This is a genomic window from Paeniglutamicibacter sulfureus (assembly GCF_039535115.1).
Taxonomy (GTDB): Bacteria; Actinomycetota; Actinomycetes; order Actinomycetales; family Micrococcaceae; genus Paeniglutamicibacter; species Paeniglutamicibacter sulfureus.
In genome coordinates this window covers 2,301,528-2,317,686 of the sequence record NZ_BAAAWO010000001.1, presented here as the reverse complement: position 1 = coordinate 2,317,686, position 16,159 = coordinate 2,301,528, and the positions used below count along the sequence as shown (strand labels likewise).

General features: G+C 66.1%; 14 protein-coding genes. 5 read left to right on the top strand and 9 right to left on the bottom strand.

Annotated elements, in window-relative coordinates; all coding sequences use genetic code 11:
- Positions 1–45 precede the first annotated feature (45 nt).
- Positions 46–720 (top strand): metal-dependent transcriptional regulator, encoded by a 675-nt coding sequence (locus tag ABD687_RS10600; RefSeq protein WP_264269556.1) that lies wholly within the window; start codon positions 46–48, stop codon positions 718–720.
- Between the two features lie 459 nt (positions 721–1,179).
- Here ABD687_RS10600 and ABD687_RS10595 read toward each other — a convergent pair whose 3' ends face one another.
- Entirely contained in the window at positions 1,180–2,460 is a 1,281-nt protein-coding gene (locus ABD687_RS10595) for a glycosyltransferase (protein ID WP_310291387.1), read from the bottom strand.
- A 172-nt stretch (positions 2,461–2,632) separates the two neighbouring features.
- Positions 2,633–2,941, bottom strand: coding sequence for a hypothetical protein (locus ABD687_RS10590; protein WP_264269554.1), 309 nt, complete (start codon positions 2,939–2,941; stop codon positions 2,633–2,635).
- 133 nt (positions 2,942–3,074) lie between these two features.
- On the opposite strand from ABD687_RS10590, the gene ABD687_RS10585 reads away from it, so the two are divergent.
- Together ABD687_RS10585 and ABD687_RS10580 are read left to right on the top strand one after the other, a co-directional pair.
- Positions 3,075–3,272, top strand: coding sequence for a hypothetical protein (locus ABD687_RS10585; RefSeq protein WP_264269553.1), 198 nt, complete (start codon positions 3,075–3,077; stop codon positions 3,270–3,272).
- Between the two features lie 155 nt (positions 3,273–3,427).
- Positions 3,428–4,711, top strand: coding sequence for a dicarboxylate/amino acid:cation symporter (locus ABD687_RS10580; protein ID WP_264269552.1), 1,284 nt, complete (start codon positions 3,428–3,430; stop codon positions 4,709–4,711).
- Positions 4,712–4,858: 147 nt separating this feature from the next.
- Here the strand turns inward: ABD687_RS10580 and ABD687_RS10575 are convergent, their stop codons facing one another.
- From ABD687_RS10575 to ABD687_RS10565, 3 genes are read right to left on the bottom strand one after another with little or no spacing between them, the layout of a single operon-like run.
- Positions 4,859–5,728: a metal ABC transporter permease gene (locus ABD687_RS10575; protein ID WP_310291391.1), complete on the bottom strand. Its 870-nt coding sequence runs from the start codon at positions 5,726–5,728 to the stop codon at positions 4,859–4,861.
- Positions 5,725–6,468, bottom strand: a complete 744-nt coding sequence (locus tag ABD687_RS10570; RefSeq protein ID WP_310291396.1) for a metal ABC transporter ATP-binding protein — start codon at positions 6,466–6,468, stop codon at positions 5,725–5,727. The genes ABD687_RS10575 and ABD687_RS10570 overlap by 4 nt, the downstream gene beginning before the upstream one ends.
- Complete coding sequence (locus tag ABD687_RS10565) at positions 6,465–7,424, bottom strand: metal ABC transporter substrate-binding protein (protein WP_310291399.1); 960 nt, start codon at positions 7,422–7,424, stop codon at positions 6,465–6,467. The genes ABD687_RS10570 and ABD687_RS10565 overlap by 4 nt, the downstream gene beginning before the upstream one ends.
- 304 nt (positions 7,425–7,728) lie before the next feature.
- On the opposite strand from ABD687_RS10565, the gene ABD687_RS10560 reads away from it, so the two are divergent.
- Together ABD687_RS10560 and ABD687_RS10555 are read left to right on the top strand one after the other, a co-directional pair.
- Positions 7,729–8,508 carry a VOC family protein gene (locus ABD687_RS10560; RefSeq protein ID WP_310291402.1) on the top strand — a complete coding sequence of 260 codons (780 nt, stop codon included), beginning with the start codon at positions 7,729–7,731 and terminating at the stop codon, positions 8,506–8,508.
- Between the two features lie 302 nt (positions 8,509–8,810).
- Positions 8,811–9,365, top strand: coding sequence for a cupin domain-containing protein (locus tag ABD687_RS10555; protein WP_310291405.1), 555 nt, complete (start codon positions 8,811–8,813; stop codon positions 9,363–9,365).
- A 34-nt stretch (positions 9,366–9,399) separates the two neighbouring features.
- On the opposite strand, the gene ABD687_RS10550 is transcribed toward ABD687_RS10555, so the two are convergent.
- The 4 genes from ABD687_RS10550 to purB all read right to left on the bottom strand — a co-directional run bounded on the left by ABD687_RS10550 (position 9,400) and on the right by purB (position 16,147).
- Positions 9,400–10,908, bottom strand: coding sequence for an FAD-dependent oxidoreductase (locus ABD687_RS10550; RefSeq protein WP_310291408.1), 1,509 nt, complete (start codon positions 10,906–10,908; stop codon positions 9,400–9,402).
- Positions 10,905–13,073, bottom strand: coding sequence for a molybdopterin oxidoreductase family protein (locus ABD687_RS10545; RefSeq protein WP_310291411.1), 2,169 nt, complete (start codon positions 13,071–13,073; stop codon positions 10,905–10,907). The genes ABD687_RS10550 and ABD687_RS10545 overlap by 4 nt, the downstream gene beginning before the upstream one ends.
- The gene (locus tag ABD687_RS10540) at positions 13,074–14,468 is read right to left on the bottom strand and encodes an MFS transporter (RefSeq protein WP_310291413.1); all 1,395 of its coding nucleotides are present in this window, start codon (positions 14,466–14,468) and stop codon (positions 13,074–13,076) included.
- Between the two features lie 269 nt (positions 14,469–14,737).
- Positions 14,738–16,147: an adenylosuccinate lyase gene (gene purB / locus ABD687_RS10535; protein WP_310291416.1), complete on the bottom strand. Its 1,410-nt coding sequence runs from the start codon at positions 16,145–16,147 to the stop codon at positions 14,738–14,740.
- Positions 16,148–16,159 lie beyond the last annotated feature (12 nt).

Sequence of the window (16,159 nt, the reverse complement as noted above, 5' to 3'; positions counted from 1 at the left end):
CGGGCCGGAAACCGGTGTGCGGGTGCGCTCTGTAGACTCGTACACATGTCGGTTTCGGATCTTTCCATCAGCACGCAAAACTATTTGAAGGTCATTTGGGGGCTCTCCGAATGGTCGGACGATCCCGTCACCGCAACAGACATCGCACAGAAATCCGGGCTGAAGGTCTCCTCGGTCTCCGATGCGGTGCGCAAGCTGACCGCGCAAGGCCTGGTCAGCCACGCCCGCTACGGTGCCGTCGAGCTGACCGAAGTGGGCAGAAAGTACGCACTGGACATGGTGCGCCGGCACCGGCTGCTGGAAACCTTCCTGGTCCAGACCCTGGCCTACAACTGGGACCAGGTCCACGACGAAGCCGAAAACCTCGAGCACGCCATGAGCGACTTCATGGTCGAACGCCTTGATGCCTTCCTGGGCCACCCCGACCGCGATCCGCACGGGGACCCGATCCCCAGTGCCGACGGGGTGCTGACCAGGCCTGACGCCGTATTGCTGAGCACCGTGGAGCCCGGCGTCCGGGTCACCGTGGAGCGGATCAATGACGAGGACCCGGCGTTGCTGCAGTACCTCAGCGCGCAGGGTGTTGTGCCCGGGGTGGACCTGGTCATCACCGAGGCAGCCCCGTTCTCCGATGCGGTGCTGCTGCAGGTCGCCGACGGAACCGGCACCATCAGCCTGGGACGCCAGGCCACCGAGGCGCTGCACGTCTCGCGCGGCTAGAAGGGCAGCGGCACCACGCGCTGCCAGGGTCCTGGCTTCGCCGTCGATGTCGCTCCGGGGCGGCTTACCTGGCGGCCTGCAATTGTCGGGCTTGATCTTGATGGTGTATGGCAAGGAATGGTCGCCGGTGATTGATGTTCGCATCTCCAAAGCGATAGGAATCGCGGCAAATCAGGGTTCATGGCGTTGCCTTACTGAATCAAGATGGCGATCGCCCGGTCGAGGAGGACCGTATTCCACGGGAGGGTGGCGCCCGTGAGAAGATTCAGCACTGAAGTCCGGTAGCGCTTCTGCCGGGTGTGTGTCGAATGGTGGAACGAATACGAGTTGGGCAGCTGGCCAGATGTTATGCGTGCCTTGCTCGATTTCCAAGACGAAGCAGACACGCTCCATGGGTACTGCACCTCCGGGGAAGACCGGCTGTGGTCGCGACCACCCGGGTGATCGCCGTGGGATGGCCTATTGGCCGACGGCTGTCACTCCCGTGATCTGTTCCAGGACGTGCACGCCGACGACGAGACCGTTTTCAGCGCGGATGGCGGCACCCATCTCATCGGCGCGGGAGGTATAGGAGTCGGTGTGGACGAGGGCGCCGAGACTGCTGGCCAGGCCCGTGCCCAGGTCCCTGGCCGGGAGCGGGGCGGGGCCGACGCCGAGCGCATGGACCCGCGTTCCCCAGAATGGCTGGTCCCCAGGGAACGGCACGACCAGCGTCGGGCGACCCGCCCGCAGTCCGGCCGCGGTCGAGCCCGCGCCGCCGTGGTGCACGACTGCCGCGACTCGCGGGAAGAGCCACGCGTGGGGCGCGCCCTCGATGACCAGCACGTCCTCGGTCCCGGCCTCGCCGGGAGTGATGCCTCCCCAGCCGGTCGCGATGATCCTGCGCAGGCCGTGGACCCGCAGTGCGGCCAGGATGGTGTCTCGGCGCTCGTTCGCTCCCTTGCCGAAGCCCATGGAGCCGAACCCGACATAGACCGGAGGCTCACCTGCCGCGAGGAAGTCCGCCAGGTGCGCCGGCGGCTCCCAGGCGGCGCCGTCGACGTCATCCAGGAACCAGTACCCAGTGACGTGGGCCGAAGGCGGGTAGTCCGCGGGGACCGGCAGAACGTGCCTGCTGTACGGGTACATGACGTGGACCGAGCTGCCGTCCGAATTCCTGAGCGGGTCCGCGAGGTGGCCGATGCGACCCAGACCGACCTCGCGCCGGAAGTCGTTGACCATGCCGCCATACATGACACCGGCCATCCGCCTGAACCCGTAGGTCGCGCGATTTCCCCACGCACCGAAGGAGGCGCCGCCGAAGAACGGCATCGCGTGCGCACGCGTTGGGGTGAAAAACGGCAGCGGGAGCGACAGCACGCCGGGCACGCCCAGCGCCTCGGCGATGTGCTGCCCGGCAAGACACTTGGGGTGGTACACGACAACGTCCGGGTGCGCCGCCTGCGCGGCAGCCCAACACTCCGCGTTCAGCTCGCGCATCGCGGTGCTCATGATCCCCAGCGTTCGCCACGCATCCAGGGGTCCACTCAGATCCGGCATGACTTCCTGGAGTAGGCGCAGCATCGTGGAGCCGGCGGGCTGGTGCGTGATGGTCCCGGGACCGCTGTGCGGGATCAGATCCGCGAACCCCTCGGGGACGGCGAGGGTGACGTCGTGCCCGGCGCGGGCGAGCGCGCCGGCGAGGGCGGCGTAGGGCTGGATGTCGCCGCGGGTCCCGAACGACATGATCAAGACATGCATGGCAGGTTCCTCCGGACGGGATCCTTGACCGCCCAGCGGGGCTGCCGCATCGCCGAATAGACTTCCCGGTCCCTTTCAACGACATCTTGACTATGCTTAGCCATTTTGTGGGCGGTATCCCTGAAAGTTCCAGGCGGCGTATAAAAGGACCGGAACTGGCGCGAAGGTAGAACTAGGATTCCTTGCGGTGTCCGCCAAAGATCATCGAGGCCAGCGCTGCGACCCCGGTGACGGTGAATACTGCCGGCCAGGCACCGATCTTTTTGGCCAGTGGGTGGGACGCAACGAATGCCGCGATGTACGTGCAAGTGAGGGCGGCCGCCCGTGCCGTGCCGGCGTCGTTTTTCCAGACGGTGAAGGCGGCCAGGCCGCATGCCGCCAAAACGGCACCACCTGCCTGACGGTTGCCCGTATCGCGGGCGACTTTGTAGCCGAGCAGGAGGCCGGTCTTGGCCATTCCGGTCGAAATGATGCGCGACATCCGAGATCTCCTTCGGCGGTACGGACAAGCGTCAACTTAAGCATAGGTCCGGTGCCGGTGAACACGCAGGAAAAATCACTGTCGGTCTCATACCACGGCGCTATCGAGCCGCCGGAAAGGCGCCTGCGATAAGGTGCGCACGGCGTACCAGCGGCTGCTGGAGCACGAGGCCATAAGCCAGTTCCATACCGAGGCGCTCGCGGCTATCCAACGGTTCCTGAACCCGACGGTCATCACCCGCAGCCTCAAGACCAACCGGAACCAGCTCATTAACCGGGCCAAGACGCGGGCCCAGGGCGTTGACGTTCCATTTGGCGAGCAAATTAACTGAGGCACGCAAGGATTCTTGCGAGCACTAATCTTGAGTCAAAGCGACTGATTTCGAGGAATGGCTCACAGCGTCTAATATGGCTGAGGCGTGGGCTGCGCCACAAACCAGCTTGCGCATCGCCGTGCGACCCGACCCCGTCGACTTAAGGACCCCCCATGAAGCTGCTCAAATCGATTCCCCTGCTTGGCTGGATTCTCCTGGCCATTGTCCTGGGCATACTGACTGGGCCGATCATGCCGGCTTGGCTCGGTGGGGCATTCCTGACCTACAACTCGATTTTCTCGGGTTTCCTCGGCTTCATCGTGCCGCTGATCATCCTGGGCCTGGTCGCACCGGCAATCGCCGAACTCGGCAAGGGTGCCGGCAAATGGCTCGGGATCACCGCCGCCATCGCCTACGGCTCCACGATCCTCGCCGGACTGCTCGCCTACTTCGTGAGCCGCTGGCTGTTCACTCCGTCCTTGTCGGGCGGCGGCCTCGAGGCCTTGGGCGAAGAATCCGATTCGGGCTTCACCCCCTACATCACGCTGGTGGCCAGTGCCGGCGACTCGGCCACCGAGATCGTGCTTGAGCCGGTCATCGGCGTGATGAGCGCACTCGTGCTCGCCTTCGTGATCGGCGTGGGCCTGACCGCGTTCCATTCCAAGGTGCTCTTCCGCGGAGCCGTCGAATTCCGCACGATCATCGAATCCGTGATCCGCCGCATCATCGTCCCCGCATTGCCGCTGTTCATCTTCGGAATCTTCATGGACCTCTCGGCCAGCGGTGCCGCCGTCGCCGTGGTCACCAAGTTCCTGCTCGTGGCCCTCGTATCCTTTGCCCTGACGTTTGTCGTGCTGCTGGTGCAGTACTCCGTGGCCGGATCGATGACGGGGCAAAACCCGCTCAAGGCACTGTGGCGCATGCGCGATGCCTACTTCACCGCGCTGGGCACCTCCTCCTCGGCCGCGACGATTCCGGTCACGCTGGCCTCAACCAAGAAGAACGGCGTCTCCGACTCGGTGGCCGGTTTCGTGATCCCGCTGTGCGCCACGATCCACCTCTCCGGCTCGATGGTCAAGATCACCTGCTTCTCGATCGCGGTGCTGCTGCTCACCGGCGGTGACGTCACCTTTGGCGCGTACCTCCCGTTCATCCTGATGCTCGGTGTCATGATGATCGCCGCCCCGGGCGTTCCCGGCGGCGCGATCGCCGCCGCGGCCGGCCTGCTGGCCCAGATGCTCGGCTTCGGCGAGGTCGAGGTTGGCCTGATGTTCGCCGCATACATCGCGCTGGACAGCTTCGGCACGGCAACCAACGTGACCGGCGACGGCGCCATCGCACTGATCATGAACAAGCTCACCCGCGGCCACCTCGGTGCGCAGGCACAGGATCCGTCCGACGAAAAGGTGGAGACGATCGAGCGCAGCGCGACCGAATCGCACACGCTGGCCGAGTAACACCCCCACTCCGCACCCACAGCAAACACACGAGAAGCCGATGTTGCAGCGCAACATCGGCTTCTTTTGTACCTTGTGGAAAGCCTGTCGGGACGGGCAGGCACCCCCCCCTACGGCCTGGAGTCCGCCGCTTCGGGTGGACGGGTATTACTTGGGGGTGCGCAGGCGGCGCGCCGATCTGGAGACACGGCGTCCCAGCAGCCCCTGGGTGGGGCTGAAGAGGTAGACCAGGGCAAACACCGCTCCCTGGGTCAGCACGATCATGCCGCCCGAGGCCGTGTCCAGGTAGTAGCTGACGTACAGCCCGATGACCGCGCAGGCCACAGAGACAGCCGGGGCGATGACCAGCATCCGCCCGAACCTGTCGGTGAGCAGATGCGCCGTGGCGCCGGGGATGATCAGCATGGCGACCACCAGGATGACACCCACCGCCTGGAGCGCCACCACCGAGGTCAGTGCCAGCAGGCCCAGCAGCGCAGCACCCAGCAGGCGCGGATTCAGACCGATGGCGTGGGCGTGGGTGGCATCGAAGGCAAAGAGCGTGAAGTCCCGGCGCTTGAGCAGCAATGCACCCAGGGCCAGCACGCCCAGGATGACGATCTGGATGAGCTCGGGCTTGGAAACCCCCAGAAGATTTCCGAAGATGATGTGGCCCAGGTCGGTCTGCGAGGGGGTGACGGAGATCAGCACCAGGCCCAGGGCAAAGAGCGTGGAGAAGACAATGCCGATGGCCGCGTCCTCCTTGATGCGGCTGGTGTCGCGCACCGCCCCGATCAATGCCACGGCAAGGAAACCGAAGAGCAGCGCGCCGATCGCGAAGGGCACCGAGAACACGTAGGCCAGCACGACGCCCGGGAGCACCGCGTGGGAGACGGCATCGCCCATCAGCGACCAGCCGATCAGCACCAGCCAGCAGGAGAGCGCCGCGCAGACGGCAGCGGCGGTCACCGCCGTGGCCAGAGCGTTGATCATGAAGCCGTAGCCAAGCGGCTCGAGGAGCAAGTCGAGGAGGTTCATGCTGCGTCCCCCCGTCCCAGCACGTCAAGGCCGAAGGCCAGGGCAAGGTTTTCGGGGCGCAGGACCGTCTTGGGATCCCCGTGCATGAGCACCCGCTGCAGCAGCAGCACCGCCTCGTCGGCCAGTTCGGGCAGGGCGTGCAGGTCGTGGGTGGAGATCAGGATCGCCGCCCCTGCCCGTGCCTGCTCGCGCAGCAGCCGGGTGATCGTGGCCTCGGAGCGCTTGTCGACCCCGGCGAAAGGTTCATCGAGCAGCAGGATCGTGGCGTCCTGGGCGATGCCGCGGGCCACGAAGGCGCGCTTTTTCTGCCCGCCGGAGAGTTGCCCGATCTGCCGCTGGGCGTAATCGGTGAGTTCCACGCGTTCAAGGGCCTCGTCGACCGCCAGCTTGTCGGCCTTGGAGGGGCGGCGGGTGAAACCCATGTGCCCGTAGCGGCCCATCATGACCACGTCGTGCACCGAGACCGGGAAGGCCCAGTCGACGTCTTCGCTTTGCGGCACGTAGCCGATGGCCGCCGACTTGCGGGCCTGGGCGGGAGTGCCGCCGTTGACGCGCACCGTCCCGGAGTCCGGCTTGACCAGGCCCATGATGGCCTTGAACAGCGTCGATTTCCCCGAACCGTTCATGCCCACCAGGCCACAAATCCGCGAGTTCTTCAATTCCAGGCGGGCATCCTTCAGGGCCAGGACATCCCCGTAGCGCACGGTGAGGTCCTGGACGGTGATGGCCGGGGCGCTCATGGCTTGTCCCCGGTCAGGGCCTGAAGGATCACGTCGGTGTCGTGCCGGATGAGATCGAGGTAGGTGGGCACCGGGCCATCAGCCTCGGAGAGCGAATCGACGAACAGGGTGCCGCCATAGGTGCTTCCGGAGCCCTGCACGACCTGCTGCATCGGGGCGTCGGAGACGGTGGATTCGCAGAACACCGCGGGCACCTCGTTGTCCTTGACGAACTCGATGGCCGAGGCGATCTGCCGCGGGGTGGCCTGCTGTTCGGCGTTGACCGCCCAGATGTACTTTTCGGTGAGGCCGGCGTCGCGGGCCAGGTAGGAGAAGGCGCCCTCGCAAGTCACCAGAGCACGCTCATTTTCCTTGAGCCCGGAGAGTCCCTGGACCAGGTTCTTCTCCAGCGTTTCCAGCTCTGCGTTGTAGGCAGTTGCATTTCGGGTGTAGTACTCGCGGTTTTCCGGGTCGAGTTCGATAAAGGCGTCGCGGATGTTTTCCACGTATACTTGCACGTTGACCGGGCTCATCCAGGCGTGCGGGTTGGGCAGGCCGGCATTGGCGTCCTCGGAGATGTCCATGACCTCGACCCCTTCGCTGACCACCACGTGCGGCACGTCGAGTTCGACGATGAACTGCTCGAACCAGGCCTCGAGGTTCAATCCGTTGTCAAGGATCAGATGCGCGCGCGAGGCCTTGGCGATGTCCTGCGGCGTGGGTTCATAGCCGTGGATCTCGGCACCTGCCTTGGTGATCGACTCGACGGTGATCTTGTCCCCGCCAACGTTCCTGGCGATGTCGGCCAGCACGGTGAAGGTGGTCAGCACCACTGGGCGGTCGGAGTCGTCCTGGCCGGAAATGGCACCGGGGGAGTCGCATCCGGAAAGCGTCGCGGCAAGTGCCAGGCAGGCCAGGGCCGCGGACAGCTGGCGGCGCCAGGAAGTGAAGGCGCGGATGCGGGAAGGATTCGTCATTGAGGTCCTATGCGGGGCGGTGTGTCGGTGGGTGAAAACAACGGGTAATTCATAGTACGGCATGACGTACATGGATGTACGCCTCGGCGTAACCCTGTTTGTCCGAACGTCGGGGGGTGTGCGTTCGGGGAAGAATTCCGGTCCGCCGGGGCCACGGTGCCAGGGCGGCGGATGAGACGGACCGACGCTCCATCCTACTTACTGCCCGGTACGTGGCTTCAGCCCATTGATGTGTCGCCACCGCGGGCATAGACTCACGCCTGGACCCACGTTACACACCCTCATTCATTGCGTTGGAGGCACCATGCCCAAGCCGGAACTCACCGTCGGCGCTCCCTGCTGGATCGACCTGCTGACCTCCGCCCCGGAGAAATCCCAGGCGTTCTACACCGAGCTCTTCGGCTGGACCTACGAGGCCGGGGATGCAGAACTGTATGGCGGCTACATCACCGCTTCCAAGGAAGGGAAGATGGTAGCCGGGATCATGAACAACGACGGCACCTCCGGGTCCCCGGATGTCTGGACCACCTATCTGCGGGTGGATGACATTGACGCCGCAACGAAGGCCGCGGCCGAGCACGGCGGGCAGGTCTACCTGCCGCCCATGGAGGTTCCCGAGCAGGGCAAGATGGCGATGTTCGGGGACCCCGGAGGCGCGGCGGTGGGGATCTGGGAGTTTGGCGGGCACACCGGATACGAAGTGGCTGCCGAAAACGGTGCACCCGCCTGGCACGAACTTTTTACCCGGGACTTTGCCCCGACCGTGAAGTTCTATGAGGACGTCTTCGGCTGGGACACCGCGGTGGTGGGCGACACCGATGAATTCCGATACACCACACTCGGTGCCGGGGATGATTCCAAGGCAGGGATCATGGATGCCAGTTCGTTCCTGCCCGCGGGCGCACCGGCCAGCTGGCATGTGTACTTCGCGGTTGAGAACGCCGACGCCATCATCGAAAAGACCTTGGCATTGGGTGGCGAGGTCGTCCAGCCTGCGGAAGATACGCCCTTCGGGCGCAATGCAGCGCTGAAGGATCCAACGGGCGCGGAGTTCTGGATTACCCAGGACATCGGGCAAGGCTAAATGTGCCGGGACCGGGCCACCGGTTCCCGACGGCAGGGGGGAAACATTGACGTCGGCGCTTTGCTGCTTGGGGCGCGAGGCGCCGACGCCAATGCCCTTTATGCGATGTCCGCTGCCGAGTCCCGCGTTTAGGCCGGAACAGGGACCCGCGGGATAGACGTGGGTTTGCCGGTCAACTCCGAAGGCATATATATATCAGCCAGTCGAGGCGCATCGAGCCTGCCCCCGGATCGGGGCAAGACGCGGGCACTGAAATCACCGTGGCCATGGCCTTGGGGTGGCAGTGAGTCTAGTCTCGGAACATGGTGCAAATTGGAGAAGAGATGATCAATGCCCGCTCCGGCGAACGATTTGTCTGGCGGGCGACGCGAGTGTCAACGGGTGGGGAATACTGCGAGTTTGATCTGTACTTGGCACCGGGCGCGCGGGTGGCGGCCGCCCACCGCCATCCGAATCAGGAAGAGCGCTTCACCACGGTTTTCGGGCGTCTTGACTTGGTAAAAGGTGACAAGCGAACGGTGCTGGGTCCTGGCGAAGTTGGCGTCATTCCGCCGGGTACCGCACACCGATGGGGCAATGCCGGGGAGACCGCACATGCGATCGTGCGGCTGAGCCCCGCACTGCACTCCGAGGAATTCTTTGCAATGTTCTGTCTGCTGGCATCCGAGGGCAAGGCCAATGCCGCGGGACTTCCCCGAAACCCGCTGCAGATGGCGGTGCTGCTGGACGCCTATCGCGAGGAATTCGATTTTGCGACCGCGTCACAACACCGCATGCTCAGCGCTCCTCTGGCCGCGCTGGGCGCGATTGGCCGCCGTATCGGACTGCGTAGCGGACATCCCGACGAAGATTCCTGAGTTTTCGAACGGCGACCTCCCCTGCTCGATGTGTCTAAGCCGGGACAGGGACACGCAACAGCGCTTCGATCTTCCCGCGGCACCCGCCGCAGCCCGTGCCTGCCCGGCAAGCGGCACCGACCTCGGCCACCGTGGAGCAACCTTCTTCCACGGCGTGGGCCACCTGCCCGTGGGTGGCACCCGAGCAACGGCAAAGCTGGTCATCGGCACCCGCGGCAACCAGTGAATCGTCAAGGCCCGGGTCATCGAGCCGCAGCAACGAGGATCGATCTTCCGGCAACGTGCTGCCCCGTTCAAAGGCCAGCACCATTTCGGCACCCGTGCGCGGCAACCCGATCGCCAGGAACCCGGTCAGCACATCCTGCTCCGTGACAAGCTTGAGGTATCGGCCTGCCTTCGGATCGGCAAACACGCTCACCCGCGCCTGGCCCTCGTCCCACGGGCCGGCCATCACGTTTCCGGCAACCACCAGTTCCAGGCCCTGGCCCTTGAGCATCAAGACGTTTGAGGCACCGTGCCTCGGTGCGGCAGTCGTTGGATCCAGGGGCGCGCTCGCCGCGTCGGGGGCCGGCGCCCGGTGGGTGAGCAGAAAATCCGCCAACCATGCGGCCTGCGCCCAGCCCGGGGCCAACAACCCGGCCGGGGCTGCTCCCGCCACCTCGGCGCAGTCTCCCAGCGCAAAGACCCGGTTCTCGGTGTCGGCCACCAGATATTCGTTGGTGTGGATGCCCCTGCCGACCTTCAGCCCGCAACCGGCGGCCAGCTCGGTGCGTGCCCGCACCCCGCAAGAGAGCATCAGCGCATCCCCGGCGATCTCGCCATGGTCCTCGGTCGCCAGAGCGGTGAATCCCGAGGAATCCCGGCGCACGGCCGTGGCGCGGACCCCGGAGACGACCTCGACGCCGGCGCTACGCAGGCAGCGGGCCAAAAGCATGCCGCCATCGGTGTCCACGGCACGGCCCAGCGGGGCGGGACCGTGGTGCACCAGCACCGGACGGTGCCCGGCCTCTGCCATGGCAAGGGCTGCCTCGATGCCCAGGATGCCGCCACCGAGCACCAACACCCGGCCGCCGGACTCCAGCACCCGGTTCAGCGCAGCGGCATCCTCGAGGGTGCGCAGCGCCATGACGCCGGAGGGCAGGTTGGCCTCGGCATGCGGGGCGAAGTCCAGCCCGTTCAGCGTCGGCACCACCGGGCGGGCGCCGGTGGCGAACACCAGCCGGTCATAGCCCAGCGTTCGTCCCGAGTCCAGGTGCACCCGGCGGCGCGAGCGGTCCACCCGCGTGACGGTTTCCCCCAGGTGCAAACCGACGCCCGCCGCCACCAGGCGCAACGGATCGATCATCGCCAGGTGCTCCGCCGAGGTCGCGCCGCTGGCCACCTCGGCCAAGAGCACGCGGTTGTAGGCGGCATGTTCCTCGGCCGAGACGACATCGACGGTGAACAGGCCCGCGGCCAGGCCCGGAAGCAGTCCCTCCAGCAACGAGGCCGCGACCGGACCGAAGCCGATGACCAGGATGCGTTCGCGGATCGTCTCAATCATGATTCATCTCCCAACGGGTGCAGGGACACTGGTGCGTTCTTGAATTCGGGCATGGCGCTGAGAGGATCCACCTGGGAACCGGTGAGCAGGTTGGCGTTCTGGGCCCCGGCAAAGTGGAAGGGCAGGAACACGGTGTCCAGGCGGACCGCAGTGCTCAGGGCCGCCCGGGCCACGACCTCCCCGCGCACATTGCGCACTGCGACGCGTTGGCCTTCGGTGATGCCGTGGGCGCGTGCGGTGCCGGGATGGATTTCCAGCCGGGCCTCGGGTGCCGCCCCCGCCAGTTCGGCGACCCGGCGGGTTTGCGCCCCGGATTGGTAGTGTTCCAGCAACCGCCCGGTGACCAGGGCCAACTGGCCTTCGGCGTGCAGCGCCTCGACGCGGGCGCGCGAGTGCACAGGGACCAGAAGTGCCTTTCCATCGGGATGGGCAAACCCTTCCAGGAAGAGCCGCGGGGTGCCCGAACGCTGCCCCGGAACCCGGGACACCTCGTGGCCGGCGGGGCAGGGCCAGTAAACGGCCGCCCCCGCGTCAAGGTCGTCCCAGTCAACGCCGGAATAATCGGCCAGCCCGCCGGCCGAAGCCAGGCGCAACTCCTCGAAGACCTCGCGGGCGTCGGCCGAAAACGTTCCGGGGGAATCCAGCCGCTTGGCGAGTTCGGCCATGATCCACAATTCGCCGCGCGCCCCCTCGGGCGGGACCAGTGCCGCCCTGCGACGCAGGACCCGACCCTCGAGGTTGGTCATGGTGCCCTCTTCCTCGGCCCACTGCAGCACCGGCAGAACGAGGTCCGCCTCCGCTGCGGTCTCGGAGAGGAAGAAGTCGCAGACCACCAGGAAGTCCAGGCGGCGCAGGCCCTCCAGGACCTTGGAGGCATCGGGGGAGGAAACGACGGGGTTGGAGGCGTGGACCATGAGCATGCGGGATCCGGATTCGGTGCCCAAGGTGTGCAAAAGCTCGGTGGCCGGGATGCCGGGACCGGGAAGGGTTTCGGGGGCCACGCCCCATACCCTGGCCACATGTTTGCGGTGGGCGGGATCGGTGATCTTGCGGTAGCCGGGAAGCTGGTCGGACTTCTGCCCGTGCTCGCGCCCGCCCTGGCCATTGCCCTGGCCGGTGATGGTGCCAAAACCCCCGGCCAGGGTGCCCGGCAGGCCCAGCAACAGTGCGAGGTTGATGGCGGCGGTGGTGGTGTCGGTGCCGTTGGCGTGCTGTTCGACCCCGCGCCCGGTCAGGATGTACACGCCACCGCCGCCGGTCTTGGCGGCGGCGGCCGCGGCGGCCAGGGCGCGGGCGGTGCGCCGGATCTCCGCGGCGGGAACGCCGGTGATGGTGGCGACGCGTTCGGGCCACCAGGCGCCAACCGAGGCCCGCAGTCCCGCCAGCCCGTTGGTGCGCGTGGCAAGGTAGTGGCCGTCGACCAGGGATTCTGCCAGCAGCACGTGCGCCAGGCCCAGCAGCAGCTGCAGGTCGGTGCCGGGCGTGGGCTGCAGGTGCCAGCCGGATCCGCCCACACACAGTTCGGCGGTGGCGGACCTGCGCGGGTCGACCACGATGAGTCCACCGGAAGCGCGCGCGTTTTCCAGATGCCGGACAAACGGCGGCATGGTCTCGGCGACGTTCGAGCCCAGCATCAGGATCATCGAGGCGGCATCAAGGTCCGCCAGCGGGAAGGGCAGGCCACGGTCCAGGCCGAAGGCCCGGTTTCCCGCCGCAGCCGCGGAGGACATGCAGAAGCGCCCGTTGTAGTCGATGCGCGAGGTGCCAAGGGCGAGGCGGGCGAACTTCCCGAGCTGGTAGGCCTTTTCGTTGGTCAGCCCGCCGGCACCGAAGACCGCCACCGCGTCGGCCCCGTGCTCCTTGCGGATGGATGCCGCGCGGGAGGCCAGCAGGTCAAGTGCCTCATCCCAGCCCACCGGTTCGAAGCCGCCGTCGGGTCGGCGGAGCAGCGGACTGCCCAGCCGTTCGGGGTGGTTGAGCAGGTTGGCCGCGCTGTATCCCTTGCGGCACAGCGCCCCGGCATTGGTCTCGAAGTCACGCCCGGTCAGCAACACCGGTTCCCGCGCACCGGCACCCGGGCTGGGGTCCAGGCTGATGCCGCATTGCAGGGCGCAGTACGGGCAGTGCGTGGGCGTGGTTTTGGGGTCTGGGGCGGTGATCGTCATTTAGATGCTCCGACCGGCAAAGGCCGTGCCGCGGCGGATGTAGCAGAACCAGACCAGGAACATCAGGGCCGCGTACAGCGCCACGAAGAGCACAAAAGCCGCCGTGTAGGAGCCGCTGCGGGACAGGGACAGTCCCAGGGCCTGCGGAATCATGAAGCCGCCGTAGGCGCCGATGGCAGAGATCAATCCGAGGGCCGCGGCACCCTTGCGTGCCGCAGAGACGTTGCCTGTGTTGTTTTCCGCGCGCAGGGCGAAAACGACGGGGATCATCCGGTAGGTCGAGCCGTTGCCGATGCCGCTGGCGGCAAAGAGCACCAGGAACAGGGCCAGGAACACCCAGAAGTTGGCCGCCGGCAGGATCAGCACCACGCCCAGGGTCACCAGGCCCATGACCGCCAGGGCGCACAGGGTGATGCGCGCCCCGCCGATCTTGTCGGCGAGCTTGCCGCCGGCCGGCCTGGCCAGGGACCCCACCAGCGGTCCGAGGAACGCCAGGGAGAGTGCCGCGGTGCCCAGGGTGAAGGATGAATATTGCGGGAAGGTGTCGTGGATCAGCTTGGGGAAGACGGCCGAGAAACCGATGAAGGAGCCGAAGGTTCCGATGTAGAGAGCGGCAATGATCCACAGGTGCGGTTCGCGCAGGCAGGCCAGTGCGCCTCGTACGTCCGAGCGGGCGGTGCTCAGGTTGTGCATGTTGCGCTTGGCGCCGTAGGCGGCCAGAAGGATCAGCGGGATCCAGATCAGCCCCGCCAGCGGCAGCTGCAGGGAACCGGCGGCGAAAATGGTGATGGCGATGGGGACGAGCAGTTGGGCCACTGCAGCACCCAGGTTGCCTCCGGCGGCGTTCAGTCCCAGCGCCCAGCCCTTCTGCGAGGCAGGGAAGAAATAGGTGATGTTGGCCATCGAGGAGGCGAAGTTGCCGCCGCCGAATCCTGCCAGACCGGCCAGCGTCAGCAACAACCAGAAGGGGGTCGCTGGGTTTGAGACTGCCAGGGCCAGTCCGCCGGCCGGAATCAGCAGCAACAGGGCCGAGACAATCGTCCAGTTTCGCCCACCGAAGCGGGCGACCATGAAGGTGTAGGGGATCCGCAGCGTGGCACCGACCAGGCTGGGCATGGAGATCAACCAGAAGAGCTGGGTGGTGCTCAGCTGGAAACCGGCGGCCGGAAGATAGACCGCGACCACCGCAAAGAGCTGCCAGATCACGAACCCCAGGAATTCGGCGAAGATCGACCAGCGAAGATTGGTATTGGCGGTGGTGCGACCGATGCCTTCCCAAAATCCCGGGTCTTCGGCATCCCAATTGTGTACCCAGCGCCCCGGACCCATCTCGAGACGGGCCTGCGTTGTCGGCGTGCCGGTGCGATGTTGTTCCTGCTCTAGCTGTGCGCTCAAGACGTATCGTCCCCTCGTGCCTGGTGGTTGATGCCTTCAAGCATTGCCGAGGGAAGTTTCACCTGGACGCACGTGTTGTTGCGGGAAGCGAACATGTAGATCACCGAGGTGCCCGGGAGGGGGAGGAAAAGGAAACCTGGCCGAAACATCGTCCCTGCCGCCTGCCAGATGTCTCGTTAAAAAAGGCCGTGGCCTGCCCGGATCCAAAAGGATCCCGACAGGCCACAGCCTTGAGGTGCCAGGCGGCACCCCCAGAAAAATAGGTGCGGCTACTTCTTCAGGTGGTCAACGAGCTTCGAGGCGATGCCGTTGTAGGACCCCGGGGTCAGCTCCAGCAGGCGTGCCTCGGCCTCGGTGGACAGGCCCAGTGAGGAGACGAACTCCTGCATGCGGGCCGCGTCGACGCGCTGGCCGCGGGTCAGGTCCTTGAGGCGCTCGTACGGGTTTTCCATGCCTTCGACCCCGGCGATGGCCTCGGCGCGCATGACCATCTGGATGGCCTCGCCGAGCACCTCCCAGTTGTGCTCCAGGTCGTTGGCCAGCACGGCCTCGGCAACGTCCAGGCGGTCAAGGCCCTTGGCGACGTTGGAGATCGCCAGCAGCGAGTGGCCGAAGGCGGTACCGATGTTGCGCTGCGAGGAGGAGTCGGTGAGGTCGCGCTGCCAGCGGCTGGTCACCAGGGTGGCGCCCAGTGTGTCGAGCAGGCCGTTGGAGATCTCCAGGTTCGCCTCGGCGTTTTCGAAGCGGATCGGGTTGACCTTGTGCGGCATGGTCGAGGAGCCGGTGGCGCCTGCAACGGGGATCTGCGCGAAGTAGCCGATGGAGATGTAGCTCCACACGTCGGTGCACAGGTTGTGCAGGATCCTGTTGAAGCGTGCCATGTCGGCGTAGAGCTCGGCCTGCCAGTCGTGGGACTCGATCTGGGTGGTCAGCGGGTTCCAGGTCAGGCCCAGGCCCTCGACGAAGGAGCGCGAGACTTCCTGCCAGTCGGCGGAGGGTACCGAGGCGTAGTGGGCGGCGTAGGTGCCGGTGGCACCGTTGATCTTGCCCAGGAACTCGGTCTTCTCGATGCGGTCCAGCTGGCGGGTCAGGCGCCAGGCCAGCACGGCCAGTTCCTTGCCCAGGGTGGTCGGGGTGGCCGGCTGTCCGTGGGTGCGCGAGAGCATCGGAACGTCGCGGGATTCCTCTGCCATGTCGGTGATTTGTGCGACCAAGGTGCGGGCAGCGGGCAGCCAGACGTTCAGGACGGCGTCCTTGACGCCCAGGGCGTAGGAGAGGTTGTTGATGTCCTCGGAGGTGCAGCCGAAGTGGACCAGTGCGGTGAGGTCCTCGATCCCGATGTTCCCCAGACGGCGGCCAATGTAGTACTCCACTGCCTTCACGTCGTGCACCGTGACGGCTTCGATCTCGGCCAGCTCGGCCACGGAGGCGGCGTTGAAGTCGGTGACGATCTTGCGCAGCGCCGTGCGCTGGGTCTCGGTGAGCGGGGAGGTGCCCGGCAGCACGGAGTTGTCGGTCAAGTGGATCAGCCACTCGACTTCCACGTGGACGCGGTCGCGGTTCAGCGCCGCTTCGGAGAGGTGGTCGACCAGGGGGGCCACGGCGGTACGGTAACGACCGTCCAGGGCACCTAGGGCGAGGGGTTCGGATGCAAGTGAAATGCGCGCGGAATCAGCCATGATGCCCATTCT

What these genes read in the sequence shown, in the direction of transcription:
- ABD687_RS10595 (WP_310291387.1), bottom strand. Translation starts at nt 2,460, where the DNA reads ATGCATGTCTTGATCATGTCGTTCGGGACCCGCGGCGACATCCAGCCC.
- ABD687_RS10565 (WP_310291399.1), bottom strand. Translation starts at nt 7,424, where the DNA reads ATGACGAATCCTTCCCGCATCCGCGCCTTCACTTCCTGGCGCCGCCAG.
- ABD687_RS10550 (WP_310291408.1), bottom strand. Translation starts at nt 10,908, where the DNA reads ATGATTGAGACGATCCGCGAACGCATCCTGGTCATCGGCTTCGGTCCG.
- ABD687_RS10580 (WP_264269552.1), top strand. Translation starts at nt 3,428, where the DNA reads ATGAAGCTGCTCAAATCGATTCCCCTGCTTGGCTGGATTCTCCTGGCC.
- purB (WP_310291416.1), bottom strand. Translation starts at nt 16,147, where the DNA reads ATGGCTGATTCCGCGCGCATTTCACTTGCATCCGAACCCCTCGCCCTA.
- ABD687_RS10600 (WP_264269556.1), top strand. Translation starts at nt 46, where the DNA reads ATGTCGGTTTCGGATCTTTCCATCAGCACGCAAAACTATTTGAAGGTC.
- ABD687_RS10570 (WP_310291396.1), bottom strand. Translation starts at nt 6,468, where the DNA reads ATGAGCGCCCCGGCCATCACCGTCCAGGACCTCACCGTGCGCTACGGG.
- ABD687_RS10560 (WP_310291402.1), top strand. Translation starts at nt 7,729, where the DNA reads ATGCCCAAGCCGGAACTCACCGTCGGCGCTCCCTGCTGGATCGACCTG.
- ABD687_RS10590 (WP_264269554.1), bottom strand. Translation starts at nt 2,941, where the DNA reads ATGTCGCGCATCATTTCGACCGGAATGGCCAAGACCGGCCTCCTGCTC.
- ABD687_RS10545 (WP_310291411.1), bottom strand. Translation starts at nt 13,073, where the DNA reads ATGACGATCACCGCCCCAGACCCCAAAACCACGCCCACGCACTGCCCG.
- ABD687_RS10575 (WP_310291391.1), bottom strand. Translation starts at nt 5,728, where the DNA reads ATGAACCTCCTCGACTTGCTCCTCGAGCCGCTTGGCTACGGCTTCATG.
- ABD687_RS10555 (WP_310291405.1), top strand. Translation starts at nt 8,811, where the DNA reads ATGGTGCAAATTGGAGAAGAGATGATCAATGCCCGCTCCGGCGAACGA.